Here is a 25,664-nt window from a genome sequence, read left to right on the forward strand (position 1 = left end):
ACACTGGAACGGCGCCCTCCGAGTCAGCCGAAGACCCGCAGCCCGGCCGCGCGGCCGAGCCGCTCGGCGAGGAAGTCCGCGAGCAGCGGATCGGCGGCGTGGATACCCTTCACGAACCCCCCCTGATTGCGCCCTACCAGGACATACGCGCCGTGCTCCGCGAGGACACAGAGCGCCTCGATGTCGTCGCACCCTGGCGAGGAGCGGAGGTCGACGGTGTGCACCACCACGTCGTCGCGCGGCGAGGCCAGCTGCGCCTTGACCTGCGCTCCCAGGCTCAGCCCGTCGTGGTGCGCGACGAGCAGGAACACGGCGCCCCCGCGGAGCGCGTTCCTGACGACCGACGTCGCGAGCAGGATCGTATCGGACACCGGCAGATCGAGCGCGCGCGGCGCCGAGATGGCGGAAGCTCCGCCGGGCGCGGGGGGCTCCCGGACGAGGAGGCTGACGATCTCGCCGATGCTCCGCCGGTCCTGAGGGACGCGGTGGACGATCGAGGACTTGGTGGCGTCGGCGCGCCGCCGGGCGATGCGGAGCAGCTGCGCGAGGCTCTGGCCGTCATGGGGGAAGGTGGCGACCCCGACGAGCAGCCCCTTCGGCAGGTACCCGGCCCGCTTCTCGCTCTCGGCGACGTGCGAGAGCATCCGCCGATGGCAGGCGTGGGCCTCCAGGGCGGCCGTCTCGGGCATGAGCAGGTGGAACTCGTTCTCGTCGACGCGGGCCAGGATGTCGGTGTCGCGCACGGCGCGGAGCAGGTGCTCGACGACCTGACCCGGGTTGTGCGTGTTCGCCGGGGGCGCCGGCGTGGTCCTCCAGAAGGCGAGGTCGCCTGGGCGCTCCGGCGCGGCCGTCGCATCCGGCTCGATCACGATGGTCGCGATCGTGAACCGGCGGCCGTACCGCCTGGCCTTGTCGATCTCCCGGCCGGCGACGTCGACGTAGTAGGCGAACGAGTAGGCGCTCGACGCCGGATCCTTCATCGCGGCGCCGCCCGCCGAGCGTTCGCGCTCGCCGAGGAGGGCGAGCGCCGTCGTCGCCTGCGTGGCGAGCAGCTTGACGAGGCCGTCGAGGAGCGGGGCGCGCCGCGGGGTCGAGGCCGCGCTGTCCGGGCGCCTGACCGAAGGGAACGCGGAGCTGCGGCCGGGCTCCTTCTGGAGAACGAGATGCCCCGCGGCGAGCTTGCGGAGCGCCAGCGGGACGACGATGAGCTGCTCGCGCCGGGCGAAATCGAGGATGTCGGTCTCGGTCCCGTAGGCGGGCGCGCGGTCGAGCGGCCCCATCGCCGCGGCGCGGACCAGCTCGCTGGAGCGCTCTCCGGCGGCCAGGTAGACGGCGGCCGCCGCCGCGCCCGTCGCCTCGACGAACACCTCGGCGAGCTGCTGGGCCGCCGCGTTGCGGTCGCGCGCATCGGCGAGCTCGGCCACGCGGGCGATCCACCCGGCAGCGCGCGCGCTGCGCGCGGCTTCCTGCTCGAGCTGCATCCGGAGAGCCCGCTCGGCGAAGCGCAGGCGCACCGAGCCGACGGCGTTCAGCACCTCGTCCCCGCCGAGCGGCAGCAGGAAGAGCCCGGCGCCGCCGAGCGCGACCGCATGGGCGCCCGCCTCGAGCTCCGCCCTTGTCGCCAGCGCGAAGACGGTGGCCTCGGAGGCGAGGGCTTTCAGGTGGTGGACCATGGCGAGGCCGGCCCCGTCCCCGAGCCCGACATCGATGAAGGCGACGTCGGGCGCGGCGGTCTCGGCGAGGACGATCCCCTCGGCGAGATCGCCGGCGAGCATCAGCTCATCGGACGTGATGACCCGCGAGAACAGCGTGCGGGTCGCCTCGTCCGCGATGACGGCGAGCACCTTGAGCGAGAACTCGTGGGCCGGCGCCCGGCCAGGACCCCAGACCCCCTCGAGCGAGGCGGTCACGCGATCACCACCTCGCCCGAGAACGCCCGGCGCGCCGGGCCTTGCATGAGCAGCTCCAGGGATCCGGGGGCGACGGTGATGCGCAGCGAGCCGCCCGGCAGCGCCACGCGGAGAGGCGCCCCGTACGGCGCGCGGCCCTGCGCGCACGCGGCGGCCGCCACGGCGCAGGCGCCCGTGCCGCACGCCAGCGTGCGGCCCACCCCGCGCTCCCAGACGGTCACGTCGATGCGCGCAGCCTCGCCGTGGTCGGCCGGTCGAACGCGGCAGAACTCGACGTTGACGCCCTCGGCCGGCGTTGTCGCGACGATCGGCCCGAGCTCGTCGATCGCGTCCTCCGTGTAGGGATCGAACGTCACCGCGTGCGGGTTGCCGACGTCGACGCAGGCGAACCGGTGCTCCGCGCCGAGCGCTGTGACGACGAGCGTCTCGCCCATGCGGGCCTGGCCCATGCCGACGAGCACGTCGAAGCGATCGCCCGCCCGCGTGACCTCGCACCGCTTGTCGCCGGCGTCGGTCGCGATGGTGAGCGCCTTCTGGGGGGTCCCGCGGGAGACGAGGTAGGCCGCGACGCAGCGGATCCCGTTGCCGCACATCTCGGGGCGGCTCCCGTCGGCGTTCCAGACCTGCATGCGCGGCTGCTCGCGCTCGATCACGAGCACGCCGTCGGCGCCGATGCCGAACCGCCTGTCACAGAGGCGCCGCGCCGCCTCGGCGGTCATCGGGACCGCCTCGACCAGGATGAAGTCGTTGCCAAGACCTTCCCACTTCTCGAACCGGACGACGTTTTCCTTCATCGCTTCGCCCCGGCGAGCCGCTCTCGCGCCTCGGCTTCCTTGAGCCCACGGACGGCGACGACCTTGCTCCTGCCGCTCGCGCCGAGGGCGATCTGGACATCGCTCTGACGCACGTCGAGCGCGCGCGAGAGCAGCTTGACGAGCTCCGCGTTGGCGGCGCCCTCCACGGGCGGCGCGGTCAACGCCACGTCGAGCGCGCCCTCGCGCACCCCGACGATGGCCGAGCGCGACGACCTCGGGCGCACCTGGACCGAGATGCGGACGCCTTCGGCGCGCTCGGTGATCGCGAGGCGACTCCACTCGCCGACGGCGCCGCTCTCCTCGGGTTTGCTCATCTGGCCGGCGGCATCGTAGCGTATCTGGAGCTCACGCGTGGTTCCCGCGAGGCGCGGTGATGTCGCTCTTCGGACGGCGACGGCCATCGCGAATTTGCCGGTTGGCGGCCTGACCCGCTACTCTTTTCGCCCCGGCCGTGGGTCGGCTCGCGCAGTACGATCCGGCAGGTCGACTTGCATCCGCGGCGCTCGTTGTTCGCTGCTGATGTTCATTTCCGCGGTGGAGGCGTTGGACATGACTGATGAAGGAGAAGGGTCCGTGAACGCAACGCCCGGCCTCGCGAGGAGGTTGTGCGCGCTCGCGCTGCTCGCGACGTCGGGTGGCCTGCTCGGGTCTGCATGCGCCGACAACGAGAGCAGCCTGTTCATCCGCATGCGGATGGCGGAGACGGGGGACTGCACCGTGAGCTGCGGCCCCGGTGAACCGTTCTGGACCGAGGACGCGGTGGACTCGGCCTATGCGGGCAGCCACAGCGCGATGCTCCTGGTGGGCAACCAGATCGTGCAGCGCGGCGACCCCGACGTCCTCCGGACGGAGACGTCCCGCGTCCAGCTCTACGAGGCCGAGGTCCGTGTCGTCGACATCGAGGGCAACGACGTGACGCCGGGCTACGTCGTTCCGATCACCGGCACGGTCGACCCGGGTTCGTCCGGCGACCCGGGCTACAACTGCGCCGAGGTCCTCCTGATCGACGGCGCCATGATGGACACCTTGCGCGGGCAGGCCGCGCAGCTCCGGCGCGATATCCAGGTGTGGGCGACGGTGGTGCTGCGCGGCAGGACGCTGGGCGGCCAGGAGGTCGAGACCACGGAGTGGACCTACCCCGTCCGGGTCTGCTTCGGCTGCAGCCGGTGCGTCGACACGTCTCCGCTGGACTGCTGCTCCAGCTCCGCGAACGAGGAGTGCGAGGACGCCAAGGAGCTCGAGGGCACCTGCCCTGGCGCCCGGGGCCCTCAGGACTGTCGTGACCTCGGTCAGCCCTGCGCCGATCACATCGCCAGCTTCGGCCTGTAGAGCGCTCCCCGCAGGCCCCGGCCCGAGCCGCCGTCACCGCGCCGGTCTGGCGCGGTGCACGGGGGCTGCTTCGGGCGACGGCCCTTTCGCAGCCTCGAAGAGGTAGACGAACGGAAGGGCGAGCAGCGCGAGATCGAGCTGCGCCGCGAGGACGACCGCCGTCTCCTTCGAGCCGCCGAGCCCGAACCGCCCCTGGGCGAGCAGCCCTGTGCTCATCCCGTAGCGCGAGTGGAAGTTGTAGCTGCGTCCGCCCCAGAAGATGGTGGCGGCGATCCCTGGCTCCACGCCGCGGGCGTCGTCGCTCCACCGGCCGTAGGCGCCGGTGGAGAGGACCAGAGGGAACGAGTCGTGGATGGGCGCGAGCACGGAGACGCCCGCGCCGGTCTGGATCTCGTCGAACGCGTGGGTGAGCACCTCGGCGTAGGGACCGACGCCGAAGTCGTCGTTGGCAGCGCGGCCGAACAGGACATCCCCGCGCAGCCCGAGGTGGAAGACCGTGGAGTCCCACAGCTGGCGATCGAGGCCGACGCCGGCCAGGCCAACGGTGACGCCTGCGCTCGCCTGGGGCTCGGCGCGGGCTGTGCCGTGGAGGAGAACGGCTCCGAGGAGCGCGGCAACCAAGGCAGCTGGGCGGCCCGCGGTGGCCATGATGGAACGATGCTACAGGGCGCCGGCGGGGAGCGCGCCTGAATTCGGCTGCACGGCGCTTCCGCCCTGCGTGGGGCTCTCCGGAGCTCGTCTTCGCTGCATCGCGTGTGTCGCGTGCGTTGCGTCCGTCGCCGGTGAGTCCCTCCGTTCGCACCGCGCAGCCCGCCCTGCGCGCCCGCTAGCGTTCATGGTAGCGTCCGGAGGCAATGGCGCGACGCACAGTGCAGCTGCGGGTAGGAGGTCAGACCTACCGCGTGGTGACGTCTGCGAGCGACGAAGAGCTCCAGCGGCTCGCCGCGGTCGTCGATCAGAAGCTCGCTACCGTTGTGCCCGCCGGCCGCGCCGTGACCCCCCAGGCCATGTTGCTCGCCGCCATCGCGCTCGCGCATGATCTCGAGCAGGAGCGGACCCGGGCGTCGGTCATCGCGGGGCGCGCGCGGGACGCATTTGGCCGTATCCTGCAGCGGGTCGACGCGGTCCTCGGCGCCGGTCCCGAGTCGCCCTCGTCCAGCGGAGCGAACGACAGCACGCGCTGAGCTGGAGCGCCCGTACCTGGCGGGATCCCGCTGAGCGGCCCTGCCGCTGACTGGAGATGGCATGCCTGCACCCATGGATGAAGCTTTCCAGGCCCTCGACCCCACGCCTGGAGGCGTGAGCGCCCTTCGCCATCTCCAGGACGAGCTCTCCGAGATGGAGCGCGCGGGCTTGCTGCGCACACCCCCTGCTGCCCCGGCTTCCGACCGGCTGCTGGTCCTTTGCTCCAACGACTACCTCGGCTACGCCGGGCTCGCGTTGCCTTCCGAGGTCGGGACCGCGAGTGGTGCGGGGGCGTCCCGCCTGGTGAGCGGGACCCACGAGGCCCACCTGATGGCCGAGAGGGAGATCGCCGCCTGGCTGAGCGTGGAAGCGGCGCTGCTGTTCTCCTCGGGGTATGCGGCGAACGTCGGCACCGTCGCTGCGCTGGCCAGGCCGGGAGACGTCGTGGTGTCGGACGCGCTGAACCACGCGTCGCTCATCGACGGATGTCGTCTCTCGGGGGCGACGGTCGAGGTGGTGGGCCATGTCGACGTGGAGGCGGTCGAGAGCGCCCTCGTGCGGGCCAGAGGCGCGCGCCGCCGGTGGGTGGTGACCGAATCGCTCTTCAGCATGGATGGCGACACCCCCGACCTCCACCGCCTCCGTGAGCTCTGCGATCGTCACGATGCCGCGTTGATCGTGGACGAGGCGCACGCCCTCGGTGTCTTCGGACCGCGCGGGGCCGGCCTCTGCGCCGAGGCCGGGGTTCGCCCCGACGCGCTCATCGGCACGCTCGGCAAGTCGCTCGGGCTCCACGGCGCCTTCGTCGCTGGCTCGTCGACCTTGCGGACCTACCTGTGGAACCGCGCCAGGAGCTTCGTTTACTCGACCGGCATCAGCCCCGTGGTGGCGCTCGCTGCGGTGGAGCGGGTCCGCCGCGCCGCCGCGGACGACCGGGCTCGGGCGCGCCTGGCGAGGATCACCCGCCGGCTTCGCTCCGGTCTGCTGGCGCTGGGAGCCGAGCTGCTTCCTGGCTCCTCGAGCCCGATCCTCCCCTGGCTTCTGAAGTCGCCGGGGGCCGCGGTGGAGATGTCTCGGCGCCTCGCGAGCGAGGGCGTCCTCGTCCAGGCGATCCGGCCGCCGACGGTGCCTGCAGGTACGTCGCGGCTCCGCATCGTGGCGAACGCGTCGCTCTCCGAGTCGGACGTCGAGCGTGCCCTCGCAGGATTCCGGGAGGCGATGCGATGAGAGGAGATCCTGTTTCACGTGAAACAGGACGGATCCGGGTCGCCGTGGTCGGAACCGGGACCGGGGTGGGCAAGACGCACGTGTCGGTCGCGCTGGTCGCAGCGCTGGCAGCTCGCGGTGACAAGGTCTGCGGCCTGAAACCCATCGAATCGGGCATCGACGGCACCTCGACGACCGACGCCGAGCAGCTGGCGCTCGTCAGCTCGGTCCAGCCCGAGCCAGCACCCTACCGCTTCGCTGAACCGCTCTCCCCTCACCTGGCAGCGCGCCGTTGCGGACGCGCCATCTCGCTGGACGTCGCCACCGCGTGGGTCGACAGGCAGTCCGCTCCCCTCGCGATCGTGGAGAGCGCCGGCGCGCTCCTCTCCCCGCTCGGACCAGGACTGACGAACGCAGACCTCGTGCGCGAACTCGCTCCCGATGCCGTCGTGCTGGTCGGCCTCGACCGGCTGGGCATCCTTCACGAGATCGCTTGCTGCACGCTCGCCCTCCGCGCGCTCGCCCCTGGTCTGCCGCCGGCCGTGATCGTGCTGAACCCGCCGGCGGTTCCCGACGCATCGACCGGCACGAACGCGGGGGAGCTCGCTGCGCTCGGCATTGCTTCCGGCGCCGTCGTGATGCCGCGCGCCGCCCCGACCGCGCCGGCATCGCTCGCCGCAGCCCAGCTCGCCCTGGTGCGCCTCGCACTTTCGTAGCGGGACGTCATCGCGTTCGAGGGATGGCCAGCCCCGAGACCGGGGTTGAACCCCAGAAAAGAACAGGAATTTCACAGGGAGGCGAGGAGGCGGGGAGCGAGAGACGGCGAGAGGGAGAAGTTCATTTTCTTCTTCCTCCCTGCCTCCTCGCCTCCCTGTGAAAATTCTCCGGGTTTCGACGTGATCGGTGCTCGAGGCCTGAGCTCCGGTCGAGGAGATCCGCTCGGCGGGCTCGCAGGCCTTCCGAAGTACCGGCCCGACCCGTCAGGAAGCGCCGGTGACGACGCGACCCCGCTCCAGCACCAGACGGGCGGCCGCTCGCTCCCGGAAGACCTCTGGCTCGTGGGACACCACGACCACCGCGGCGCCTCGCGCCACCTCCGCGTCCACGACCGCGAGCAGCCGCGCCACCCCCGCGCGGTCCAGGCCCGTGGTCGGCTCATCCAGCAGCACCAGCGAAGGCTGGTGCACCAGGGCCCTCGCGAGCGCGATTCGTTGCCGCTGGCCGCGCGAACACGTGCGGAGCGGCCTTAGCGCAAAGCTCCCGAGCTCGAAGCGCTCCTCCGCATGACGCCACGCCTCGTGCGCGTCGAGCCCGTGGAAGCCGGCCGCCAGCTCAACGTTCTGCCGACCGGAGAGGTCCGGGTACGCCAGCGATTCGTGGGACAGCCAGCCGATGGTGCCGCGCGCCGTCCCGACATCGTCGCCCAGCGGCTCGTAGTCCACCGCGCCCGACGTGGGACGGATCACGGTCCCGAGGATCCCGAGCAGCGTCGACTTGCCCGACCCGTTCGCCCCCTCGATGAGCGTCAATCGCCCTGCCTCGATCGTCGCGTTCACCCCACGCAATGCCGCCGTCGCCCCGTAGGTCTTCACGACGCCACGGGCCACCACGCGCTCGATCGTCCTCACAGCGCTCACCTCGCTCCTGCGCTCGCGTTCCCGTCAGCCCTTGTCGCCGCCTCGAGCGCGACCCTCGCCCTGAACGACCGCGGTGATGTCCTCCGGGAACGCCGGCGGATCAACGACAGTCGCCTCGGAATCGTCGGAGAGCTCCGCCTCCGCTTCGAGCGGGCTCAGCGAGGGAATCGTCGGTCGATCTTCCGACTCATCGTCTCGAGGCTGCCCGTCATCCGTCTCCGCGACCGGCTCGCTCGGTCCACACACAGCGCCGCCGCCGGCCTGTTCGTCGACGACCTTCTGAACGGCAGCGCGCTCCAGCCGGCGCTTCTGTGACACAGGCACCTGGTTCTTGAACCGCCGCAGCCCTTCCAGGAACTCCCGCGCGCTCTGGAATCGTTCATCCCGCGCCTTCGCCAGAGCGCGATCCACGAGGCGCGAGAGGCCGGGCGGAATCGTCGGATCGAGCTCCGTCATCGGCCGGTGCCACAGCGTGAGGATCTGGACGAGCAACGCGTTGTGATTGCGGGCCACGAACGGGCGCTGGCCCGTCAGCGCCTCGTACAGGATCACGCCCGCAGCCCATAGATCGAGCCGGCGGTCAAGCTCCACGTCCCCCCGTGCCTGCTCGGGCGCCATGTAAAACGGCGTGCCCATCACCATGCCGGTGCGGGTCGGATCCGTCATTGACCCATCCATGCCCGAGGCCTGGGAGATGCCGAAATCGAGCAGCTTGGCCACCGGCAACATGCCGGCGCGCTCCGAGAGGAAGATGTTCTCCGGCTTCAGATCACGGTGGACGACACCGCGATCATGTGCCGTCACCAGCGCCGAGAGCACCTGAAGCATGATGTCGACGAGCTCGTTCGGCGGAACGACACCACAGCGCTCGATCCGCTGCGCCAGCGTCTCCCCGTGGAGACGTTCCATCACGAGGTAGGGACTGCCGTCAGGGAGCCACCCCATATCGTACACTTCACAGATGTTGGGATGACCGATCCGCCCAGCGACCCGCGCCTCGTGCTCCAGCCTCGAGATGGCCTCGCGCTTCTGGGTCTCCCGCGGATGCATCACCTTGACAGCGACCAGCCGCCCGATCTGGAGGTGCTCCGCCTCGTACACCGCGCCCATGCCGCCCTCCCCGATGATGGCGGTGACCGCGTACTTGTCGCCGATCACGTGGCCGAGCAGCGAGCGCTCGGAAGAGGTCGGGCTCACGCCGCGGCCCCCGGGCCACGCCGGCGTCCGCGAGCCCGCCGCGGCAGACGACGGAGCGCGCGACGCGAAGGCCCGCGGCTCCGCGCCTGGCGCCAGCGCGCCGCGTACCGATGAGCTCGGCGCCACACCCGCCGGCCCCGGCCACCTCAGCAAGGGCGGCGCCACCCTCGACGCCACCCTCGAGGAAGGATGCGCCGGTGGCCGATGGATCGGCTGCAACGGAGCCACGCCAGCGCGAGCGCCCGCGCGGGAGGACGGCGGATCGCTCGGAGCCACGACCAGCCCGGTCACCGGACATACGACCACCGCGAGATCGTGGTGGCTACCGCAGTGGATGCACCGCACCGAACTCAAGTCCGTACATTTTGAAATACTCCATCCAGGTGCCGCTCGGAACTGCACAGCGCATCGGGGCAGAGCACGCAGGCAACGCTCGGTTCCACATCACCCCGCACGCCCCCTGGGGGATCCTTGGGGATAACCCCGCCGGCAACCCTGGGGGCAAAACGGGGGAGATCGGCCATCGGCCAGCTCTCCCCTGTCCACCTACCCCTGAGGACGGTCCATTTACCCCAGGGCGTCCGCTTCTAACTCATTGGATTCGTTGCGCATTCTGAGTTATCCCCGCCCTCCACAGCGCCTACGACGAAGACGATGTCTTTATCTATCTATTTCATGGAAAGAAGAGGCGTTGCGCAAGGTCACGCGAGCCCTCATTTCCAGCGCACCCCCGGGCGATAACCCTGCTAAAGGGAGCGGCTCCGGAGTCGGCTATGGACCTTGTGATCCCCAAGAAAGATCTGCTTCGCCTCGTCGCGCGCTGCCAAGGCGTGGCGGACAAGAAGAGCGCGATGCCCGCGCTCGCCAACGTCCTGCTCGCCGCCGAGGGCAACGCGGTCCGCGTCGCCGCGACCGACCTGTACCTCGGCGTCACCGGCCAGACCCACGCGGACATCAAGACCGGCGGCACCGTCGCCGTCCCGGCCAGGGACCTGCTGGAGCGCGTGAAGGCCATGCCCGATGGCCCGATCCAGATCACCACCACCGAGGGCGCGCACACGTCGCTCAAGGCCGTGGGATCGCCCCGGCGCTACACGCTCCCCGGCCTCCCCGGCTCGGAGTTCCCGCAGCTGCCCGCCCCGGCGGTGGACGCGCCCTCGCTGGAGCTCCCCGTCGAGCAGCTCGCGCTGCTGATCACCCGGACCCACTTCTCGATCTCGACCGACGAGACCCGCGCCCACGTGAACAGCGCCCTGTTCGAGTGGGCCGGCGATCGGGTCAGGATGGTGACGACCGACGGCCATCGCCTCTCCAAGATGGAGGCGACCGTGTCGGGCAGCTCCGCGACGGCCACCATGCTCATCCCGCTCAAGGCGATCACGGAGCTCCGCCGCCTCGCCGAGGAGGCGCGCGCCGAGAAGGAGACCCCGATGGTCGCCATCACCCAGAGCGGGCCGAACGCCTTCTTCAACATCGCCGGGATGCAGTTCTCGGTGAAGCTCGTCGACGCGCAGTTCCCGCCCTACCAGCAGGTCATCCCGTCCGTCACCGAGCGCTCGGTCCGCGCCCCCCGCGTCGCGTTCGCCGAGGCCCTGCGCGCCATCGCGCTCGCCGCCAACGACCGCACCGGCGGCGTCAAGCTGTCGATCGCGCCGGGGACGCTCCGGATCACCAGCGAGAGCCCCGACACCGGCGCCGGCTTCGACGAGGTGGCCGTCGACTACAGCGGCCCCGAGGTCACCATCGGCTTCAACGCGAAGTACTTCCTCGACGTGCTCGCCTCGATCGACGACGAGGAGGTCATCCTCGGCATCTCCGGCGAGCTCGACCCCGCCGTGATCCGGCCCGGCAGCGAGTCGAACCAGCAGAGCTACGTCGCCGTCATCATGCCGATGCGGATTTGAGCGCGCCCCCCGACGAGCGGGAGGGGCCCTCCCCGAGCCTCCTCCTCGAGCGGCTCCACATCCGCGAGTTCCGGAACCTCGGCCGCGTCGACGTCGAGCCCGCGCCGCGCATCAACGTGATCGCGGGCAACAACGGGCAGGGCAAGACGAGCCTGCTCGAGGCGATCTACTTCGCCGCGACCTCGAGGAGCTTCCGCACCCACCGGCTGGCCGAGCTGGTCCGCCACGGCGCCCCCATCGCGAGCGCGCGGGCGCGCTTCGTCGAGCGCCGGGGCGCGCTGCAGCCGCTCGCGCGCGAGCAGACGGCCGCCGTGGAGAACAAGCGGTGCGTCGTGCGCATCGACGGCAACCGGCCCCCGAGCCTGGCGAGCTTCGCGACGCGATCGCCGGTCGTCGCGTTCCACGCGGAGGAGCTCGCGCTGTCCACCGGGCCCGCGAGCGCGCGGCGCACGCTGCTCGATCGCCTGGCGCTCTTCATGGACCCGCAGAGCGCCGACCACCGGGCCCGCTACGCGCAGGCGCTCCGCGCGCGCCACGAGCTGCTCCACCGCGGCGGGGGCGCGCCGGCCCAGGCGAGCGCCGAGCTCGACGCGTTCGAGGCGCTCTGCGCCCTCCATGGCGCGGCGCTGACCCGCGCCCGCGAGGCCGCCGTCCAGGCGCTGGCGCCGGAGCTCACGCACGCCTTCGCCCGCATCGCCGCGCCCGACCTGACCCTGGCCGCTCGGTACGCGCCGGGCGGCGGCGGCGACGCCGAGCAGGCGCGCGAGGCGCTGCGGGAGCAGCGCCGCCGCGACGCGCACCGGCCGAGCGCGGGCTACGGCCCCCACCGAGACGACCTGCTGCTCGAGCTCGACGGCCACCCCGCCCGCGTCGTCGCCTCCCAGGGCCAGCACAGGGCCCTCACGCTCGCGCTCAAAGCAGCAGAGACCGCTGCCATCGCTTCCGTCCGGGGCGTAGAACCCATTCTTTTGCTCGACGATGTGTCGAGCGAGCTCGATCCCGACCGGACCGCGGCGCTGTTCATGTTCCTCGGAATGGCGCGCGGACAGGTATTCCTGACGACCACGCGGCGCGATCTCATCGTCACGCCGGGCGTACCTTCCTCGGAGCGGCGCGATTTCCACGTCGAAGGCGGCGCGGTCGGCTGACGTTCGTCGGGGGCGCGCCGGCTGCCGGACGCCGCGGCGCGCGGCGCATGGCGCGCGCGATGGACGAACGTCCGCCGACCGCGCCGCGGCTGCCGTCAAACGCGTTGATCCCGGCCCCGGAGCGCGCGAGTTGGGATGCTTCGGACGCGCCCGCGACGGGCACCGAAAATACGGTGTTACGAGCCTTCCGGACCCGGCGAAACGCTTGCCCGAGCCCCTGATTTCGGCTACATTTCCGCAGTCTTTACGGGGCATCGACGAGCGGTCCGCGCGTGAACGCTCATGGCCCCGGAGTCGATCCGACGCCGCGGCCGCGGCGCCCGGATCTCACCAGACGAGCTGCCATCGAGCCGGCCCCTCCACTGCAAGAACTCCGGCAATCCGAGCGGCCTCCGCCGCTCTGCGCCCCCGGTGAGAGGCGGCGGGCGCGCCACCAGGACCGAGATGACGGAACCCACCCTGAGCCAGCCGACCGACCTCACCAAGGCGTCGTATGACGCCCACAGCATCACGGCGCTCGAAGGCCTTGAAGCGGTGCGAAAGCGACCCGGCATGTACATCGGCGATGTGCACGACGGATCGGGGCTCCACCACCTGGTCTGGGAGGCCGTCGACAACGCGGTCGACGAGCACCTCGCCGGCGCCTGCACGGAGATCAGGGTCACCGTCCACTTCGACGGCTCGGTGTCGATCGAGGACAACGGCCGCGGGATCCCTGTCGGAATGCACGCCAAGGGCGTGAGCGCGGCAGAGGTCGTCATGACCGTCCTCCACGCCGGCGGCAAGTTCGACAACTCCAGCTACAAGGTCTCTGCGGGCCTGCACGGCGTCGGCGTGAGCGCCGTGAACGCCGTCTCCGAGTGGCTGAAGCTCGAGATCAAGCGCGAAGGAAAGCTCTGGTTTCAGGAGTACGCCCGGGGCGTGCCGAAGGCGCCGCTCAAGGGGATCGGCGTGACGGACAAGACGGGGACGAAGCTCACCTTCAAGCCCGATCCGGTCGTCTTCAGCACGGTCGAGTTCAGCTTTGACATCCTCGCGAGCCGCCTGCGCGAGCTCGCGTTCCTGAACGCCGGGCTCATCATCCACCTCCACGACCAGCGCCCCGACGGGAGAGCGGAGATCTACGAGTACAAGGGGGGCATCTCCGAGTTCGTGTCGCTGCTCAACAAGACCAAGGAGCCGATTCACGACGACGTGATCAGCTTCGTGTCGCAGCACGAGGTCGGCGCCACGGGCGACGGCGCGAACGGCCGCGGCAGCGCGGCTCCGCCGGTCGGCGTGGAGGTCGCGCTGCAGTGGAATGGCTCCTATACGGAAGCCATCTTCTGTTACACGAACAACGTCCACAACAAGGACGGCGGCACCCACCTCACCGGGCTCCGCGCCGCGCTCACGAAGACGATCAACAACTACGGGAGCGCGCACAACCTCTTCAAGGAGCTGAAGCAGGGCCTGCAGGGCGAGGACGCGCGCGAGGGCCTGACGTGCGTGCTCAGCATCAAGCACCCGGACCCGTCGTTCGACTCGCAGACGAAATCCAAGCTCGTGTCGAGCGAGGTCAAGGGCATCGTCGAGGCCGCCGTCAGCGACAAGCTCGGGCAGTACTTCGAGGAGAACCCCCAGAGCGCGAAGAAGATCATCGAGAAGGCGGTCGTCGCCGCGAAGGCGCGCGAGGCGGCCCGCAAGGCGCGCGAGGTGATCCGCAAGGGCTCGCTCGACGTGACCTCGCTCTCGGGCAAGCTGGCCGACTGCCAGTCCAAGGACCCGGAGAAGAGCGAGATCTACATCGTCGAGGGCGAGAGCGCCGGCGGCAGCGCCAAGATGGGGCGCGACCGGCACTTCCAGGCGATCCTCCCGCTGAAGGGGAAGATCCTGAACGTCGAGCGCGCGCGGCTCGACCGCATGCTGAGCTCCGCCGAGGTCGGCACGCTGATCACCGCCCTCGGCTGCGGGATCAACGACGCCGGCGGCTTCGAGATCGACAAGCTCCGCTACCAGAAGATCATCCTGATGACGGACGCCGACGTCGACGGCTCCCACATCCGCACGCTGCTGCTGACCTTCTTCTTCCGGCAGATGCCGGAGATCATGGAGAAGGGATACCTGTTCATCGCGCAGCCGCCGCTCTACCGCGTGCGCAAGGGCAAGCGGGACCTGTACCTGAAGGACCAGGGCGCCCTGGACGAGTTCCTCGTGGGCAACGCCGTGGACGGGCTCGAGATCGTCGCCAGCGGCGCCCAGACGGGCATCGCGGGCCAGCCGCTCTACCGGCTGGCGCAGCGGCTGAAGCGGTTCCGCGCCGTGCTCTCCAACATCGACAAGCGCTGTGACGCGCGGATCGTGGCGGCGCTGCTGCGGTCCAGCGGGCTCGGGCGCGACGATCTGCGCGAGACCAAGAAGGTCGCCGAGGCCGCCGACGAGCTCCGCGCCTACCTGAAGCAGCGCTATCCGGACCTGTTCCCGCTCACGCTGTCGACGCCCCGGGACACGGAGCACGGGACGAGCCGGATCGAGGTCGTGCCGCGCCCGGGCGCGAGCGCGCGAAAGAGCGTCATCGACTGGGATCTCGTGAACTCGCCGGAGTACCAGGAAGCCTGGTCGATCGAGCAGGATCTCCGGTCCATCGGCGCGCCCCCGTACCGGGCGCGCACCTCGAGCGGCGAGGAGACCATCGAGAACGGGGAGGCGCTCGTCGAGTACATCGAGGAGCGCGGCAAGAAGGGCATCTCGATCAGCCGTTACAAGGGCCTCGGCGAGATGAACGCCGACGAGCTCTGGGAGACGACGATGAACCCGGACGCCCGGACTCTCCTCCAGGTCCGCATCGACGATGCGGTGAAGACGGACGAGCTCTTCACGATCCTGATGGGGGATCAGGTCGAGCCGCGGCGCAACTTCATCGAGCAGAACGCGCTCAACGTGAAGAACCTCGATATCTGAGCCCGCGTCTCCCGCGTCGCCGGCGCGCGGCTCCTGCGCGCCCGGCGCGGCGTCTGCGCGCCCCGCGGCGCCCCGCGCGGCGGCCCCGGCTCCGCGCCCGGGCGTGCGGCGCGGCAAGCCGCTTGCCTGGCTGTCCCCTTGCTAGGCGGGGCACCCGCCTTAGCTTCGAGGGGCCATGAAAATCGACCGAATGACGACGAAGGCCCAAGAGGCCATACGAGACGCTGTCGATTTCGGCAGCCGTCGGGGAAACCCCGAGCTCTATCCCGAGCACCTTGTGCGGGCGATCGTCAGCCAGGACGGCGGCGTCGGCGCGCCTCTGGTGCAGAAGGCAGGCGCCGATCCGGCAGGCGTGCTGCGCCTCCTCGACGCGAAGATCGACACCTACCCTCGCGTCAGCGGCGGCGCCGAGCCGAACCTGTCGAGGCGCGCGCTCACGGTCCTGCAGAAGGCCGAAGACGAGGCGAAGGCGCTCAAGGACGAGTACATCTCGACGGAGCACGTCCTGCTCGCCGGCATCAAGGCCGACAAGGAGATCCAATCGATCTTCGAGCGAGCGGGGCTCTCGTACGACAAGCTCCTCTCGTCGCTCGCGGCCGTGCGCGGCAATCAGCGCGTGACGGACCGGGACCCGGAGGGGAAGTTCCAGGCGCTCGAGAAGTACACACGGGATCTCACGAAGCTCGCTCGACAGGGCAAGATCGATCCGGTGATCGGCCGAGACGAGGAGATCCGGCGCGTCATCCAGGTGCTCTCGCGGCGCACCAAGAACAATCCGGTGCTCATCGGCGAGCCCGGCGTCGGCAAGACGGCGATCGTCGAGGGCATCGCGCAGCGCATCGTCGCGGGCGACGTGCCGGAGTCGCTCAAGGACAAGACCATCGCGGCGCTCGATCTCGCCGCCATGGTCGCAGGCTCGAAGTTCCGCGGGGAGTTCGAGGACCGGCTGAAGGCCGTGCTCAAGGAGATCGAGGGCTCGAACGGCCGCATCATCCTGTTCATCGACGAGCTCCACACGCTGGTGGGCGCCGGCGCGGCCGAGGGCGCCATGGACGCGGCCAACATGCTGAAGCCGGCGCTCGCGCGCGGCGAGCTCCGGTGCATCGGCGCGACCACGCTCGACGAGTACCGCAAGCGGATCGAGAAGGACGCGGCGCTGGAGCGGCGGTTCCAGCAGGTGCTCGTCACGCAGCCGAGCGTCGAGGACACGATCGCCATCCTGCGAGGCCTCAAGGAGAAGTACGAGGTCCACCACGGGATCCGCATCCAGGACGCGGCGCTCGTCGGGGCCGCCGTCCTGTCGAACCGGTACATCACCGAGCGCTTCTTGCCCGACAAGGCGATCGATCTGGTCGACGAGGCGGCGTCGAAGATCCGTATGGAGATCGACAGCCTGCCCACGCCGATCGATCAGGTCGAGCGCGATCTGCTCAAGCTGCAGATGGAAGAACAGGCGCTCAAGCGCGAGAGCGACAAGGCGAGCAAGGTCCGCCTCGACGAGGTGCGGCGCGAGATCGCCGATCTCCAGGGGCAGCGCGACGCGATGCGGGCGCAGTGGATGCGCGAGAAGGAGCTCATCTCCGAGCTGCGCCGGCTCAAGCCGCAGATCGAGGAGCTCCGGCTCGAGGAGGAGCGGCTGAAGCGCGCGGGCGACCTCGGGCGCGCCGCGGAGATCCATTACGGCAAGATCCCGGAGATCGAGAAGAAGCTCGAGTCGATCCGCGCCACCCTCTCCCAGGTGCAGTCGAAGCAGAGCTACCTGAAGGAGGAGGTCACCGACGAGGACATCGCCGCGGTCGTCTCGAAATGGACCGGGATCCCCGTCTCCAAGATGCTCGAGAGCGAGATGCAGAAGCTGCTGCGCCTCGAGGAGGAGCTGCGCCGGCGCGTCGTCGGGCAGGAGGACGCGCTCCGCGCTGTGTCGAACGCCATCCGGCGCTCGAGGGCCGGGCTCGGCGACGAGCGCCGGCCGATCGGATCGTTTTTGTTCCTCGGGCCGACCGGCGTCGGCAAGACCGAGCTCGCGCGCGCGCTCGCCGAGATCCTCTTCGACGACGAGCGGGCCATGGTGCGGCTCGATATGAGCGAGTACGGGGAGCGCCACGCGGTGGCCCGGCTGATCGGCGCGCCGCCCGGGTACGTCGGCTACGAGGAGGGAGGCCAGCTCACGGAGCCGGTGCGCCGGAGGCCCTACAGCGTGGTGCTGTTCGACGAGATCGAGAAGGCCCACCCGGACATCTGGAACACGCTCCTCCAGGTGCTCGACGACGGGCGCCTGACCGACGGCCAGGGGCACACGGTCGATTTCAAGAACACGATCATCATCCTGACATCGAACCTCGGGACGCCGGCGGCCGCGGCGATCGAGGAGCGAGCGAACCTGCCGGCGGACGAGAAGGCCGAGCTCGTGAGGAGGGCCGTCATCGAGGAGGTGCGGAAGCACTTCCGCCCGGAGTTCTTGAATCGCCTCGACGATCTCATCGTGTTCCGGCGGCTGGCGCGCGAGCAGATGGAGCAGATCGTCGATATCCAGCTCGATCTGCTGCGAAAGCGCCTGGATCGACGCGGGCTGCTCTTCACCATCTCGTCGGAGGCGAAGGGCTACCTCATCGAGCAGGGGTGGGATCCGCAGTACGGCGCGAGGCCGCTGAAGCGCGCCATCCAGCGGAGCATCGAGGACGAGCTCGCGAAGCGGATCCTCGCCGGCGAGTTCAAGCAAGGAGACACGGTGCGGATCGAGCGCGGGGCCGGAGGGCTCACCTTCACGCGCGCAGCGCCGAACTGACGCTCGCCAGCCCGCGTCAGCGCTCGGCAGCCCGCGTCAGCGCTCGCCAGCCCGCGTCAGCGCTCAGGGAGAGCGCTCAGGGAGATTGCCGGCGATGCGGCGGAGGAGGTCCAGGACGGCGTAGGCGGCGCCGAGCTGGACCTCCTCGCGATCCCCCGAGAACACGCGGTCGCGCACGACGAGGCCGCCAGGGTGCGACACAGCCCAGTAGCAGAGGCCCACCGGCTTGGTCGCCGTGCCGCCCGTCGGGCCCGCGATGCCCGTCACGGAGATGGCGACGTCGACCTCGCAGAGGCGGCGGACGCCCTGCGCCATCTCGGCGGCGACCTCGGCCGACACGGCGCCGTGGCCGCGCAGGGTGTCCTCCGCGACGCCGAGCAGCCGCGTCTTGGCGCTGTTCGCGTAGGTGACCGCGGCGCCAACCAGGTAGTCGCTCGCCGGATAACTGGTGAGCAGGTGGGAGATCAGGCCGCCCGTGCACGACTCCGACACGGCGAGCCTCCAGCCACGGGCGCGCACGGAGCGCCCCACCATCTCCGGGAAGGCGTCGCCCCCCTCCCCGTACACGGCGGTGCCGAGCCGCTCACGGACATCGGCCGTCGCCTTCAGGGCCAGGTCGTGCGCCATCGACTGCGTGGCGGCGCGGGCGTGGACCTTCACGTCGACCTCCGGGTAGTGAACGCGGTAGCCGAGCGTGATGCCGGGATAGGCCTCCTCCACGCCCTTCAGGAGCTCGCCCAGCGTGGACTCGGGAAGGCCGTAGGTGCGGAGGCGGACCTGAAAGGTGTTGTTCGGCGCGGCCGGCCGCACGCGCGGCAGCACCTGCTCGGCGAACATGCTCTTCATCTCCCGCGGCACACCCGGGAGGAAGAACACGGTGGACTCGCCCAGGTGGATGCCGAAGCCGGGCGCGCTGCCGGCGGAGTTCGGGAGGATCTCCGACCCGGCGGGGACCTCGGCCTGCTTCTCGTGGCCCGCGTTCATCGTCTTGCCCCGGCTCTCGACGCGCCGGCGAATGGCGAGCAGCGTGCTCTCGTCGCGCACGAGGTCGGTGCCCATCGCGCGCGCCGCGGCCCGCGCGGTGAGGTCGTCGGTCGTGGGGCCGAGGCCGCCGGTGGCGATCACCAGCCGGTGCGCGCTCGCGAGCCGGCGGACCGCGGCGACGATGCGATCGACGTCATCGTCGACGGTGCTGGACTCGCTGACCGTGAAGCCCGCTGCGGTGAGCTCGGCAGCGAGCCAGGCCTCGTTGGTGTTGATGATCTCGCCGCGGGTGAGCTCGGTCCCGATCGAGAGAAGCGCGACAGCCATTGGGACTTGGGACTCTAACTCCATCCGGCGCCGCCGGAGCGCGTTTCCGGATTGTTTTGCGGTCGGAAAGCGGGGTGATCTTGTCCGCCATCCCCTCCCCCACCCGCCCGCCGCCGAGCGGGGCGCGCCTGCGAGCGCTACGGTGGATAGACACACCGGAAGCCGAGATCCGGCGCTCGGGTGGATACCGGGACAAGGCGACGATTCCAGGTGCGGAGCGCCGCCGCGGCCCCATCCATCCAGGATCCGCCGTGAGTTCCAGAGAACTCGCCCTCGAGCGGATCAGGGGCCGCCCACTCGGCAACATTGCCGGCCAGATCGAACACCCGACCGCCCGCGTGCACGGCGGCGCCGTCGGGGCGCGAGCCGGCGAGCTCGGGGCCCGTCGCGCCCCAGCCGCACGGGCCCGCGCGCAGGCCAAAGGCGGCGCGCCGGCAGACCGCGCCGGTGTCTCCCCACGGGTACCGCCGGCCCGCGTCGCCCGCCGCGGCGAAGGCGAGCTGATCGCGCGAGGGGAGCGCCCCGCCCGCGAAGGCGCAATACCGAGCCGACTCGGCCAGGGTGGCGCCCGTGACGGGGACCCCGGGCTCGCCGCGCAGCGGGAGCGGGGCGCACGCGCCGGCCTCGACGCAAGCGGCGTAGCGCTGCTCGGTGATCTCGAACGCGTCGAGCGAGAACGCCGGGACGAACACAGCGCGCGGGTCGACGATGCCCTGCGCCTCCCAGTCGCTTGGCCCGAGGCGCAGCGTCCCGGCGGCGATGCGGACGGCCGCGCCCGGCGCGACGCAGCCAGCGGCCGTCACCGTGAGGCCGGCGCTGCATCGCGCCGGCGCGCCTGCGCAGCGGCCGGCGTCGTCGAGGCGCTGGCCTTCGCCGCAACACCGCGGGCCGAGCGCGACCATCCCCGGCGCGCAGCGCGCCGGCGGCTCCGCGCGATGGAGCGCGAGCGCGACGATGGCGCCGATCAGGAGGGCCGCGCCCGCGGCGAGGCCGGCCTTCCACCGCGGCATCCGCCCGACGTCCGGTGCTGCCCCCACCCCTCAGGAGCGCGGCGATCCGGCGGCGTCGGCCTTGAGCGCGCCAGCAACCTTCCCGCGCGCGCCAGCGGCCTTCCCGCGCGCCGGCCTGGCCTCGATCATGGCCACGATGCGCGCGAGCGCGTCGAGGAGCGCCGCACGGACGCGATCGTACGTCTTCGGGCCGACGTCGCCCCGCTTCCGCGCGCGCTCGAGCTCGACGAACTCGTCGAGGAGCGCGTTGCGCGCCTCGAGCAGCTCCCGCCGCTCCTCGTCGTCGGGCCCGCGGTCCTGGTCGCGCCGCCGGACCAGGTTGAGCGCGGCCCCGCCGATCACGGTCGCGCCGGCCAGCACCAGCGCGATCCACCGGCCCACGCCCGGCGTCGGCAGACCGCCGAGCGTGATCTCGATGACCTTCATCCCGCCCTCCATGCGGGTGCCCTGCATCTCGGTGATCAGGATCTTCTTCCCGTCCCGGTTCTGGGTGCGCTGGGCCGCGGGGAAGCCGGCGACGTTCAGCGTCATCGACCTCGACGCCTCGGCCATCACCCGCATCTGGGCGATGCGCGGCGGCAGCTCGATGCGGATCGTCTGGCGCTCTTCGTTATGGAGCGGGACCTGCCAGCGGAACTGCCCCTCGTGCCGGCCAGGGCTCACGGTGCCGCGCAGCGCCGCGCCGGTGCCCTTCACCTCGTCGAAGCGCATCTCCTCGCCCATGCCTTCGGTCTTGTTGAAGGCCTTGTAGTCGCGCGGGAGCGCGAACGTCTCGTTGGGCAGCCAGGCGACGCGGCCGAGGTTGAAGACCTGGAACAGCTGCTCCACCGAGATCGCGTCTTGCCGGAGCTGGAGGTAGACGATGCCCTGCGTCCCGACCATCAGGCCGCTCACGTTCGGCGTGGCGTCGTAGATGTGGAGCACGGCCCGCTTTCCGGCCTCGGCGCTGAGCCCGAAATGCGGGATCGAGAACGTTGCGCCGTCGCGCGTGACCGAGATGCCGTAGCTCGTGCCGCCGGCGATCGCGAGGTTCTCGAGCCGGACGGTGCCCGCGTCGTCCGTCTCTCGGCTGATGCGCTCGCGCGAGTCGCCCTTCGTCACCGAGCTCTGCATGATGTCGATGTCGACGGAGATGCGAGGGACGGGGTTCCCATCCGCGTCCTGCACGGTGAGCACGAGGACGCCGGGCGGGAGCCCTGTGTCTTCCTGGACGGTGTCATTGGGCGCATCGAACATGCCCGTCAGCTGCTCCGAGGCGCGCCGGGAAGCCGCATTGGTCGCGGGAGGCTTCCCCACCGGCGGATGGCCCGAAGGCAGCGCCTGCCCGACCTCGGGATGCCCCGGCGGGAGCTCGCTCGCAGCGTCGGGCGCGCCCGCGTCCGCCGCCGCGGCCGTCGAGGTCGCAGCAGGACCACCGGCGCCGCCCGGCGCCGCCGGCTTCGCACCCGCCGCCGCCGCCGGCTTCGCACCCGGCGCCCCCGCTGCGGGCTGCGCCGGCGCGGCCTTGTCCGCCGTGGGCTGCGCCGACGCCGCCGGCTGCGCCTGCACCGCCTGCGCGGCGGTGATGCTCAGCGAGGCGATCGCGGCGAGCGCGGTACACCCGGTCCAGCGCATCACGAGGCCCTCCTGCGGTCGTTCTCATCCTCATCGACGCTGGCCGCGGCGTCGTCCGTCGCAGCCGGGTCGTCCTGAGGCGCGCCGAGCGCGCGCTTCGTCCCGCACTTCTTGCAAAACACCGCGTCCTCGTCGTTCAGCGTGCCGCACTCCCCGCACGCCACGCCCTGCGTCGCCGCGGGCTCCGCCGCCGCCGCGGCCTCGTCCGGCTCCCTGGGCGCGCCGTCGTCCTGGAGCCCGGCGCGCCGGAGGTGCCTCGCCACGAGCGCCGCGACCTGCTCGCGCCGCGGCTGCGCGTCGGCGTCCAGCAGGCGGAGGAGCCGCTTCGCCTCGGCGCGGTACTTCGCGACGAGCTCGGCGTAGTCCTCGTCGCTGATCTTCCCGACGCTCCGCTCGAACTCGAGGTCCTTGAGCGCGCGCAGGACGGCCTGCTTCTGCTCCTCCTCCGCGCGCGGCGCGCCGAGCGCGTACGCGTCGGCGCCGCTCAGCGGCGTCTCCCCGATCAGCACGCGGAGGCTCGCCCAGAAGATGGCGATGACGGCGACGAGCGCGCCGCCAGCGAGCACGAGGATCGCCGCGGGCGGCCCGGCGACGAGCCCCGCGACGCCGGCGCCGACGAGCGCCGCGAGCGGCGCCCCGAAGCGGGCGTAGTGCACGATCTGCCGCTCCAGCGGCGAGTCAGTACCCCGGGTCACGGTCTCGTCGGCCGTGGCCGAGGTGGCGCTTTTGGCGGGCTGTTCGGCGCTCATTCGCGGTCTTCGCGGTCCAGGCTCTTGAGCTCCTCGTCGAGCTTGTCGTCGTAATCGTCACGGGCGCCGGGGACAACGCCCTTCGGGGACGGCTGCTGGCCGGCGGCGCCCGCCTCGTCGCTGCGCCGCTTCCATCGGCGCAGCGTCACGACGACGATGCCCGCGCCGACCACGATGGCGCCGAGCGGGAGGAGGTAGAGCAGCCGCTGGCTCCCCTTGTTGGGCGGCACGGCCAGCGCCTCCGCCCCGTAGCGCTCGGCGTAGGCGGCCTGGATGGCCTCGATCGACAGCCCCGACGCGAGCGCCGCGCGGAGCTGGTCACGGCGCTCGTGCGCGGTGCCGCACGTGCACGTCCCGAGGGTCTCGCGCGGGCAGCCGCACGTGCAGATCAGGCTCCAGAAGAGCTTGCGCTCGATGTCGTTCGCGATGCCGACGACGCCCGAGCGCTGCATCCCCTCGCCGAGCTGCTGCCCGTGGGCGAACTCGGGCGAGCGCAGCAGGACGACGAGGGCGAGGGCGCCCGCGACGAGGAGGGTGATGCCTTGGATGAGTCTTCGCGTGCGGCTCATTCGAACGCCGGCTGCCTAGGTTCGGCAGCGGTCGGGAGGATGGCACCTTTCGCGGGCGACCGCCCGGGATCAAGCGACGCGCCGGAGCCCGGGGCGCGGGCGTCGCCGTCCGCCGCGCCGGGCGCGACCAGGACAGGCCGCCCGAGCCCCTGCTGGACGGGGTGCCCGTAGGCCTGCGACGGGCCGCCGGCGAGCAGGAAGGCGAACACGACCGACGCGGTGACGGACCCCGCCGCCCGCACATAACCGAACGCGCCGGCCTCCTCGAGCGTGATGTCGGGCCACATCGCGACGAGGGCCCCCAGGATGAGGATGCCCGCGCCGAACCACATGAACGAGATCAGGTTGTTCACGTGCATCTGGAACGAAGCGACCTTCGTCTGGGGGTTCGCCATCCCGATGATCACGTAGAGGTCGTTCTTGACGGTGATGTGCCGCGCGACCTCGGTCGAAGGCGCCTCCGGCGACGCCTTGTAGATGAACTTCGCCGGGCTGATCCGGCCGATCGGCGCGCCGTGGCGCTCGACGTCGAGGTCGGCGAAGACCATCCGCTTCTCGCTGTCGACCTCCATGCGCGGGCCCGCGTAGGTGAGGCGGTACTCCTCGATCTGCACGGACTCGCCCGGGTGGAGGCTGATCTCCTTGTCGACGCCCCACGCGCGGCCGGCGAACCCGAGGAACATCACCGCGATGCCGACGTGCACGATGTAGCCGCCGTAGCGGCGCCGCGACCTGGCGATGAGGTTGTAGAAGGAGGTGAAGAGCGGCTCTTTCCCGCGCTTCTGCCGCGCCGCGATGCCGCGGGCGAACTCCTGGACGACCACGGAGATGTTGAACGCGGCGATGGCCACCGTGAAGAACGGGTAGGTCGACGCGAGCTTCGCCAGCGCGTCGCCGAGCTGGCCGGGGTAGATCGGGTCCACGGCGACGAACGGGGCGAAGCCCACCCGCTTCCCGAGCGTCAGGTGGAGCGCCGCCGTGACGACCGTGACCAGCACGGGCCAGCGGAAGCTCTTCCGGAAGAGCTCCGGCGACGTCTTCCGCCACCCGAGCAGCGGCGCGACGCCCATGAGCAGGAAGACCACGAGCGCGACCGGGGGCAGCCACATGTTGTAGAACGTCGGCCCGAGCGTCGACTTCTGGTCGAGCAGCCACTCGCTGATGCGCGGCCACACCGTCGCGACCGCGATGAAGATCATGATGCTGAAGAGGCCCCAGTTGTTGAAGAGGAACGCGGCCTCGCGCGACAGCATCGACTCGAACTGCCCGTCGCTGCGCAGCCGCGGCAGGCGGTAGACGATGAGCGCGGTGCACGTGGCCACGATCACGGCCATGAAGCCGACGAACCAGATGCCGATGCCGGACTGGGCGAACGAGTGGACGCTCGCGATGAGGCCGGACCGCGTGAGCCAGGTGCCGAAGATGGTGAGGAAGAACGTCCCGCAGATGAGCGAGACGTTCCACACCTTCAGCATGCCGCGGCGCTCCTGGATCATCGTCGAGTGGACGTAGGCGCTCGCGGTGAGCCACGGGAGGAACGCGGCGTTCTCGACCGGATCCCAGGCCCACGGGCCGCCCCAGCCGAGCTCCTCGTAAGCCCACAGCATGCCGAGCACGTTGCCGATGGAGAGGAACAGCCAGGAGAAGAGCATCCACTTGCGCGTCGCCACGATCCACTCGCTGTCGAGCCGGCCCGTGGCGAGCGCGGCGATCGCGAACGCGAACGGGACCGCCGCGCTCGTGAAGCCGATGTAGAGGCTCGGCGGGTGGATGATCATGTAGAAGTTGCGCAGCTGGTAGTTCAGCCCGTTGCCGTCGAGCGGGGCGCCCGCCACGCTCGTCCGGAACGGGTTCACCGCGAAGATCATCAGCGCCGCGAAGAAGATCAGGACGCTCATCAGCGTCGCGATGACGTAGGGCTGGAGCTCCAGGTACCGGCGCTGCAGCCAGACGACGCAGGTGCCCGAGAAGAACGCGGTCAGGAACATCCACCAGAGCAGCGAGCCGTCCTGCCCGCCCCAGAGCGCGGCGATGAGGTACGGCGTGCTCATGGACCGGTCGCTGTACTGCGCGACGTAGGCGATGCGGAAATCGTGGCTGACGAAGGCGTACGCCAGCACGAGCACCGCGAGGCCGACCAGCGCGATCGTGCCGTACGCGCCGAGCCGCGCGGCCTGCAGCAGCCGCGGCCGCCCGCGCGCCGACGCGAGACCGACGGCGAAGGTATACGCCGCGGTGACCAGAATGGCGTAAAGGACGCCGGTCCCGAACTCAGGTAGGGATTGCCACATCGTCGTGGGCGCAAGCTTAGGCTTGCCGGGCGCGCAGGGCCAGCGCACCGCAGCGCGCCACCGA

Annotated in this window: 20 protein-coding genes; 8 read left to right on the plus strand and 12 right to left on the minus strand. The window is 71.0% G+C overall.

Features of this window, described 5'->3' with window-relative positions:
* Window positions 1-23 precede the first annotated feature (23 nt).
* From WMF22_RS44495 to WMF22_RS44505, 3 genes are read right to left on the minus strand one after another with little or no spacing between them, the layout of a single operon-like run.
* On the minus strand, window positions 24-1,910 hold the full coding sequence (locus WMF22_RS44495; protein WP_438033652.1) for a diguanylate cyclase domain-containing protein: 1,887 nt from the start codon (window positions 1,908-1,910) through the stop codon (window positions 24-26).
* Window positions 1,907-2,704: a diaminopimelate epimerase gene (dapF, locus tag WMF22_RS44500; RefSeq protein ID WP_437295970.1), complete on the minus strand. Its 798-nt coding sequence runs from the start codon at window positions 2,702-2,704 to the stop codon at window positions 1,907-1,909. The genes WMF22_RS44495 and dapF overlap by 4 nt, the downstream gene beginning before the upstream one ends.
* Entirely contained in the window at window positions 2,701-3,039 is a 339-nt protein-coding gene (locus WMF22_RS44505) for a DUF167 domain-containing protein (protein WP_437295971.1), read from the minus strand. The genes dapF and WMF22_RS44505 overlap by 4 nt, the downstream gene beginning before the upstream one ends.
* 259 nt (window positions 3,040-3,298) lie before the next feature.
* Here WMF22_RS44505 and WMF22_RS44510 point away from each other — a divergent pair, with 259 nt between their 5' ends.
* Complete coding sequence (locus WMF22_RS44510) at window positions 3,299-4,054, plus strand: hypothetical protein (protein ID WP_438033653.1); 756 nt, start codon at window positions 3,299-3,301, stop codon at window positions 4,052-4,054.
* Window positions 4,055-4,087: 33 nt separating this feature from the next.
* On the opposite strand, the gene WMF22_RS44515 is transcribed toward WMF22_RS44510, so the two are convergent.
* Window positions 4,088-4,702 (minus strand): hypothetical protein, encoded by a 615-nt coding sequence (locus tag WMF22_RS44515; RefSeq protein ID WP_437295973.1) that lies wholly within the window; start codon window positions 4,700-4,702, stop codon window positions 4,088-4,090.
* Between the two features lie 206 nt (window positions 4,703-4,908).
* On the opposite strand from WMF22_RS44515, the gene zapA reads away from it, so the two are divergent.
* The 3 genes from zapA (at window position 4,909) to bioD (ending at window position 7,161) form a co-directional block, all read left to right on the plus strand.
* On the plus strand, window positions 4,909-5,238 hold the full coding sequence (gene zapA / locus WMF22_RS44520) for a cell division protein ZapA (protein WP_012240768.1): 330 nt from the start codon (window positions 4,909-4,911) through the stop codon (window positions 5,236-5,238).
* Between the two features lie 73 nt (window positions 5,239-5,311).
* On the plus strand, window positions 5,312-6,466 hold the full coding sequence (locus WMF22_RS44525; protein ID WP_438033654.1) for an aminotransferase class I/II-fold pyridoxal phosphate-dependent enzyme: 1,155 nt from the start codon (window positions 5,312-5,314) through the stop codon (window positions 6,464-6,466).
* Window positions 6,463-7,161 carry a dethiobiotin synthase gene (gene bioD, locus WMF22_RS44530; protein WP_438033655.1) on the plus strand — a complete coding sequence of 233 codons (699 nt, stop codon included), beginning with the start codon at window positions 6,463-6,465 and terminating at the stop codon, window positions 7,159-7,161. The genes WMF22_RS44525 and bioD overlap by 4 nt, the downstream gene beginning before the upstream one ends.
* Before the next feature lie 264 nt (window positions 7,162-7,425).
* Here bioD and WMF22_RS44535 read toward each other — a convergent pair whose 3' ends face one another.
* Entirely contained in the window at window positions 7,426-8,082 is a 657-nt protein-coding gene (locus WMF22_RS44535; protein ID WP_437295976.1) for an ATP-binding cassette domain-containing protein, read from the minus strand.
* 24 nt (window positions 8,083-8,106) lie between these two features.
* Complete coding sequence (locus WMF22_RS44540) at window positions 8,107-9,279, minus strand: serine/threonine-protein kinase (protein ID WP_438033656.1); 1,173 nt, start codon at window positions 9,277-9,279, stop codon at window positions 8,107-8,109.
* Window positions 9,280-10,052: 773 nt separating this feature from the next.
* Between WMF22_RS44540 and dnaN the strand changes: the two genes are divergently transcribed.
* From dnaN to clpB, 4 genes are all read left to right on the plus strand, one after another.
* Window positions 10,053-11,183: a DNA polymerase III subunit beta gene (dnaN, locus tag WMF22_RS44545; RefSeq protein ID WP_012240773.1), complete on the plus strand. Its 1,131-nt coding sequence runs from the start codon at window positions 10,053-10,055 to the stop codon at window positions 11,181-11,183.
* Window positions 11,180-12,331: a DNA replication/repair protein RecF gene (gene recF / locus WMF22_RS44550; RefSeq protein ID WP_438033657.1), complete on the plus strand. Its 1,152-nt coding sequence runs from the start codon at window positions 11,180-11,182 to the stop codon at window positions 12,329-12,331. The genes dnaN and recF overlap by 4 nt, the downstream gene beginning before the upstream one ends.
* A gap of 444 nt (window positions 12,332-12,775) precedes the next feature.
* Window positions 12,776-15,271 carry a DNA topoisomerase (ATP-hydrolyzing) subunit B gene (gene gyrB, locus WMF22_RS44555; protein ID WP_437295979.1) on the plus strand — a complete coding sequence of 832 codons (2,496 nt, stop codon included), beginning with the start codon at window positions 12,776-12,778 and terminating at the stop codon, window positions 15,269-15,271.
* A gap of 175 nt (window positions 15,272-15,446) precedes the next feature.
* Window positions 15,447-18,056: an ATP-dependent chaperone ClpB gene (gene clpB / locus WMF22_RS44560; RefSeq protein WP_437295980.1), complete on the plus strand. Its 2,610-nt coding sequence runs from the start codon at window positions 15,447-15,449 to the stop codon at window positions 18,054-18,056.
* Between the two features lie 63 nt (window positions 18,057-18,119).
* Here clpB and WMF22_RS44565 read toward each other — a convergent pair whose 3' ends face one another.
* The 6 genes from WMF22_RS44565 to WMF22_RS44590 all read right to left on the minus strand — a co-directional run bounded on the left by WMF22_RS44565 (window position 18,120) and on the right by WMF22_RS44590 (window position 25,600).
* Complete coding sequence (locus WMF22_RS44565) at window positions 18,120-19,367, minus strand: CinA family nicotinamide mononucleotide deamidase-related protein (protein ID WP_438033658.1); 1,248 nt, start codon at window positions 19,365-19,367, stop codon at window positions 18,120-18,122.
* A gap of 137 nt (window positions 19,368-19,504) precedes the next feature.
* Window positions 19,505-20,377: a formylglycine-generating enzyme family protein gene (locus WMF22_RS44570; RefSeq protein ID WP_437295982.1), complete on the minus strand. Its 873-nt coding sequence runs from the start codon at window positions 20,375-20,377 to the stop codon at window positions 19,505-19,507.
* A gap of 30 nt (window positions 20,378-20,407) precedes the next feature.
* Window positions 20,408-21,994: a carboxypeptidase-like regulatory domain-containing protein gene (locus WMF22_RS44575; RefSeq protein WP_438033659.1), complete on the minus strand. Its 1,587-nt coding sequence runs from the start codon at window positions 21,992-21,994 to the stop codon at window positions 20,408-20,410.
* A complete protein-coding gene (locus WMF22_RS44580) occupies window positions 21,991-22,740 on the minus strand; it encodes a hypothetical protein (protein ID WP_438033660.1) in 750 nt (249 codons plus the stop codon). The genes WMF22_RS44575 and WMF22_RS44580 overlap by 4 nt, the downstream gene beginning before the upstream one ends.
* The gene (locus WMF22_RS44585) at window positions 22,737-23,309 is read right to left on the minus strand and encodes a cytochrome c-type biogenesis protein (RefSeq protein WP_438033661.1); all 573 of its coding nucleotides are present in this window, start codon (window positions 23,307-23,309) and stop codon (window positions 22,737-22,739) included. The genes WMF22_RS44580 and WMF22_RS44585 overlap by 4 nt, the downstream gene beginning before the upstream one ends.
* A complete protein-coding gene (locus tag WMF22_RS44590; RefSeq protein WP_438033662.1) occupies window positions 23,306-25,600 on the minus strand; it encodes a heme lyase CcmF/NrfE family subunit in 2,295 nt (764 codons plus the stop codon). Before WMF22_RS44590 ends, WMF22_RS44585 begins: the two co-directional genes overlap by 4 nt.
* Window positions 25,601-25,664: the final 64 nt, after the last annotated feature.

This window comes from Sorangium sp. So ce204 (assembly GCF_051526795.1).
Lineage (GTDB): Bacteria > Myxococcota_A > Polyangia > Polyangiales > Polyangiaceae > Sorangium > Sorangium cellulosum_B.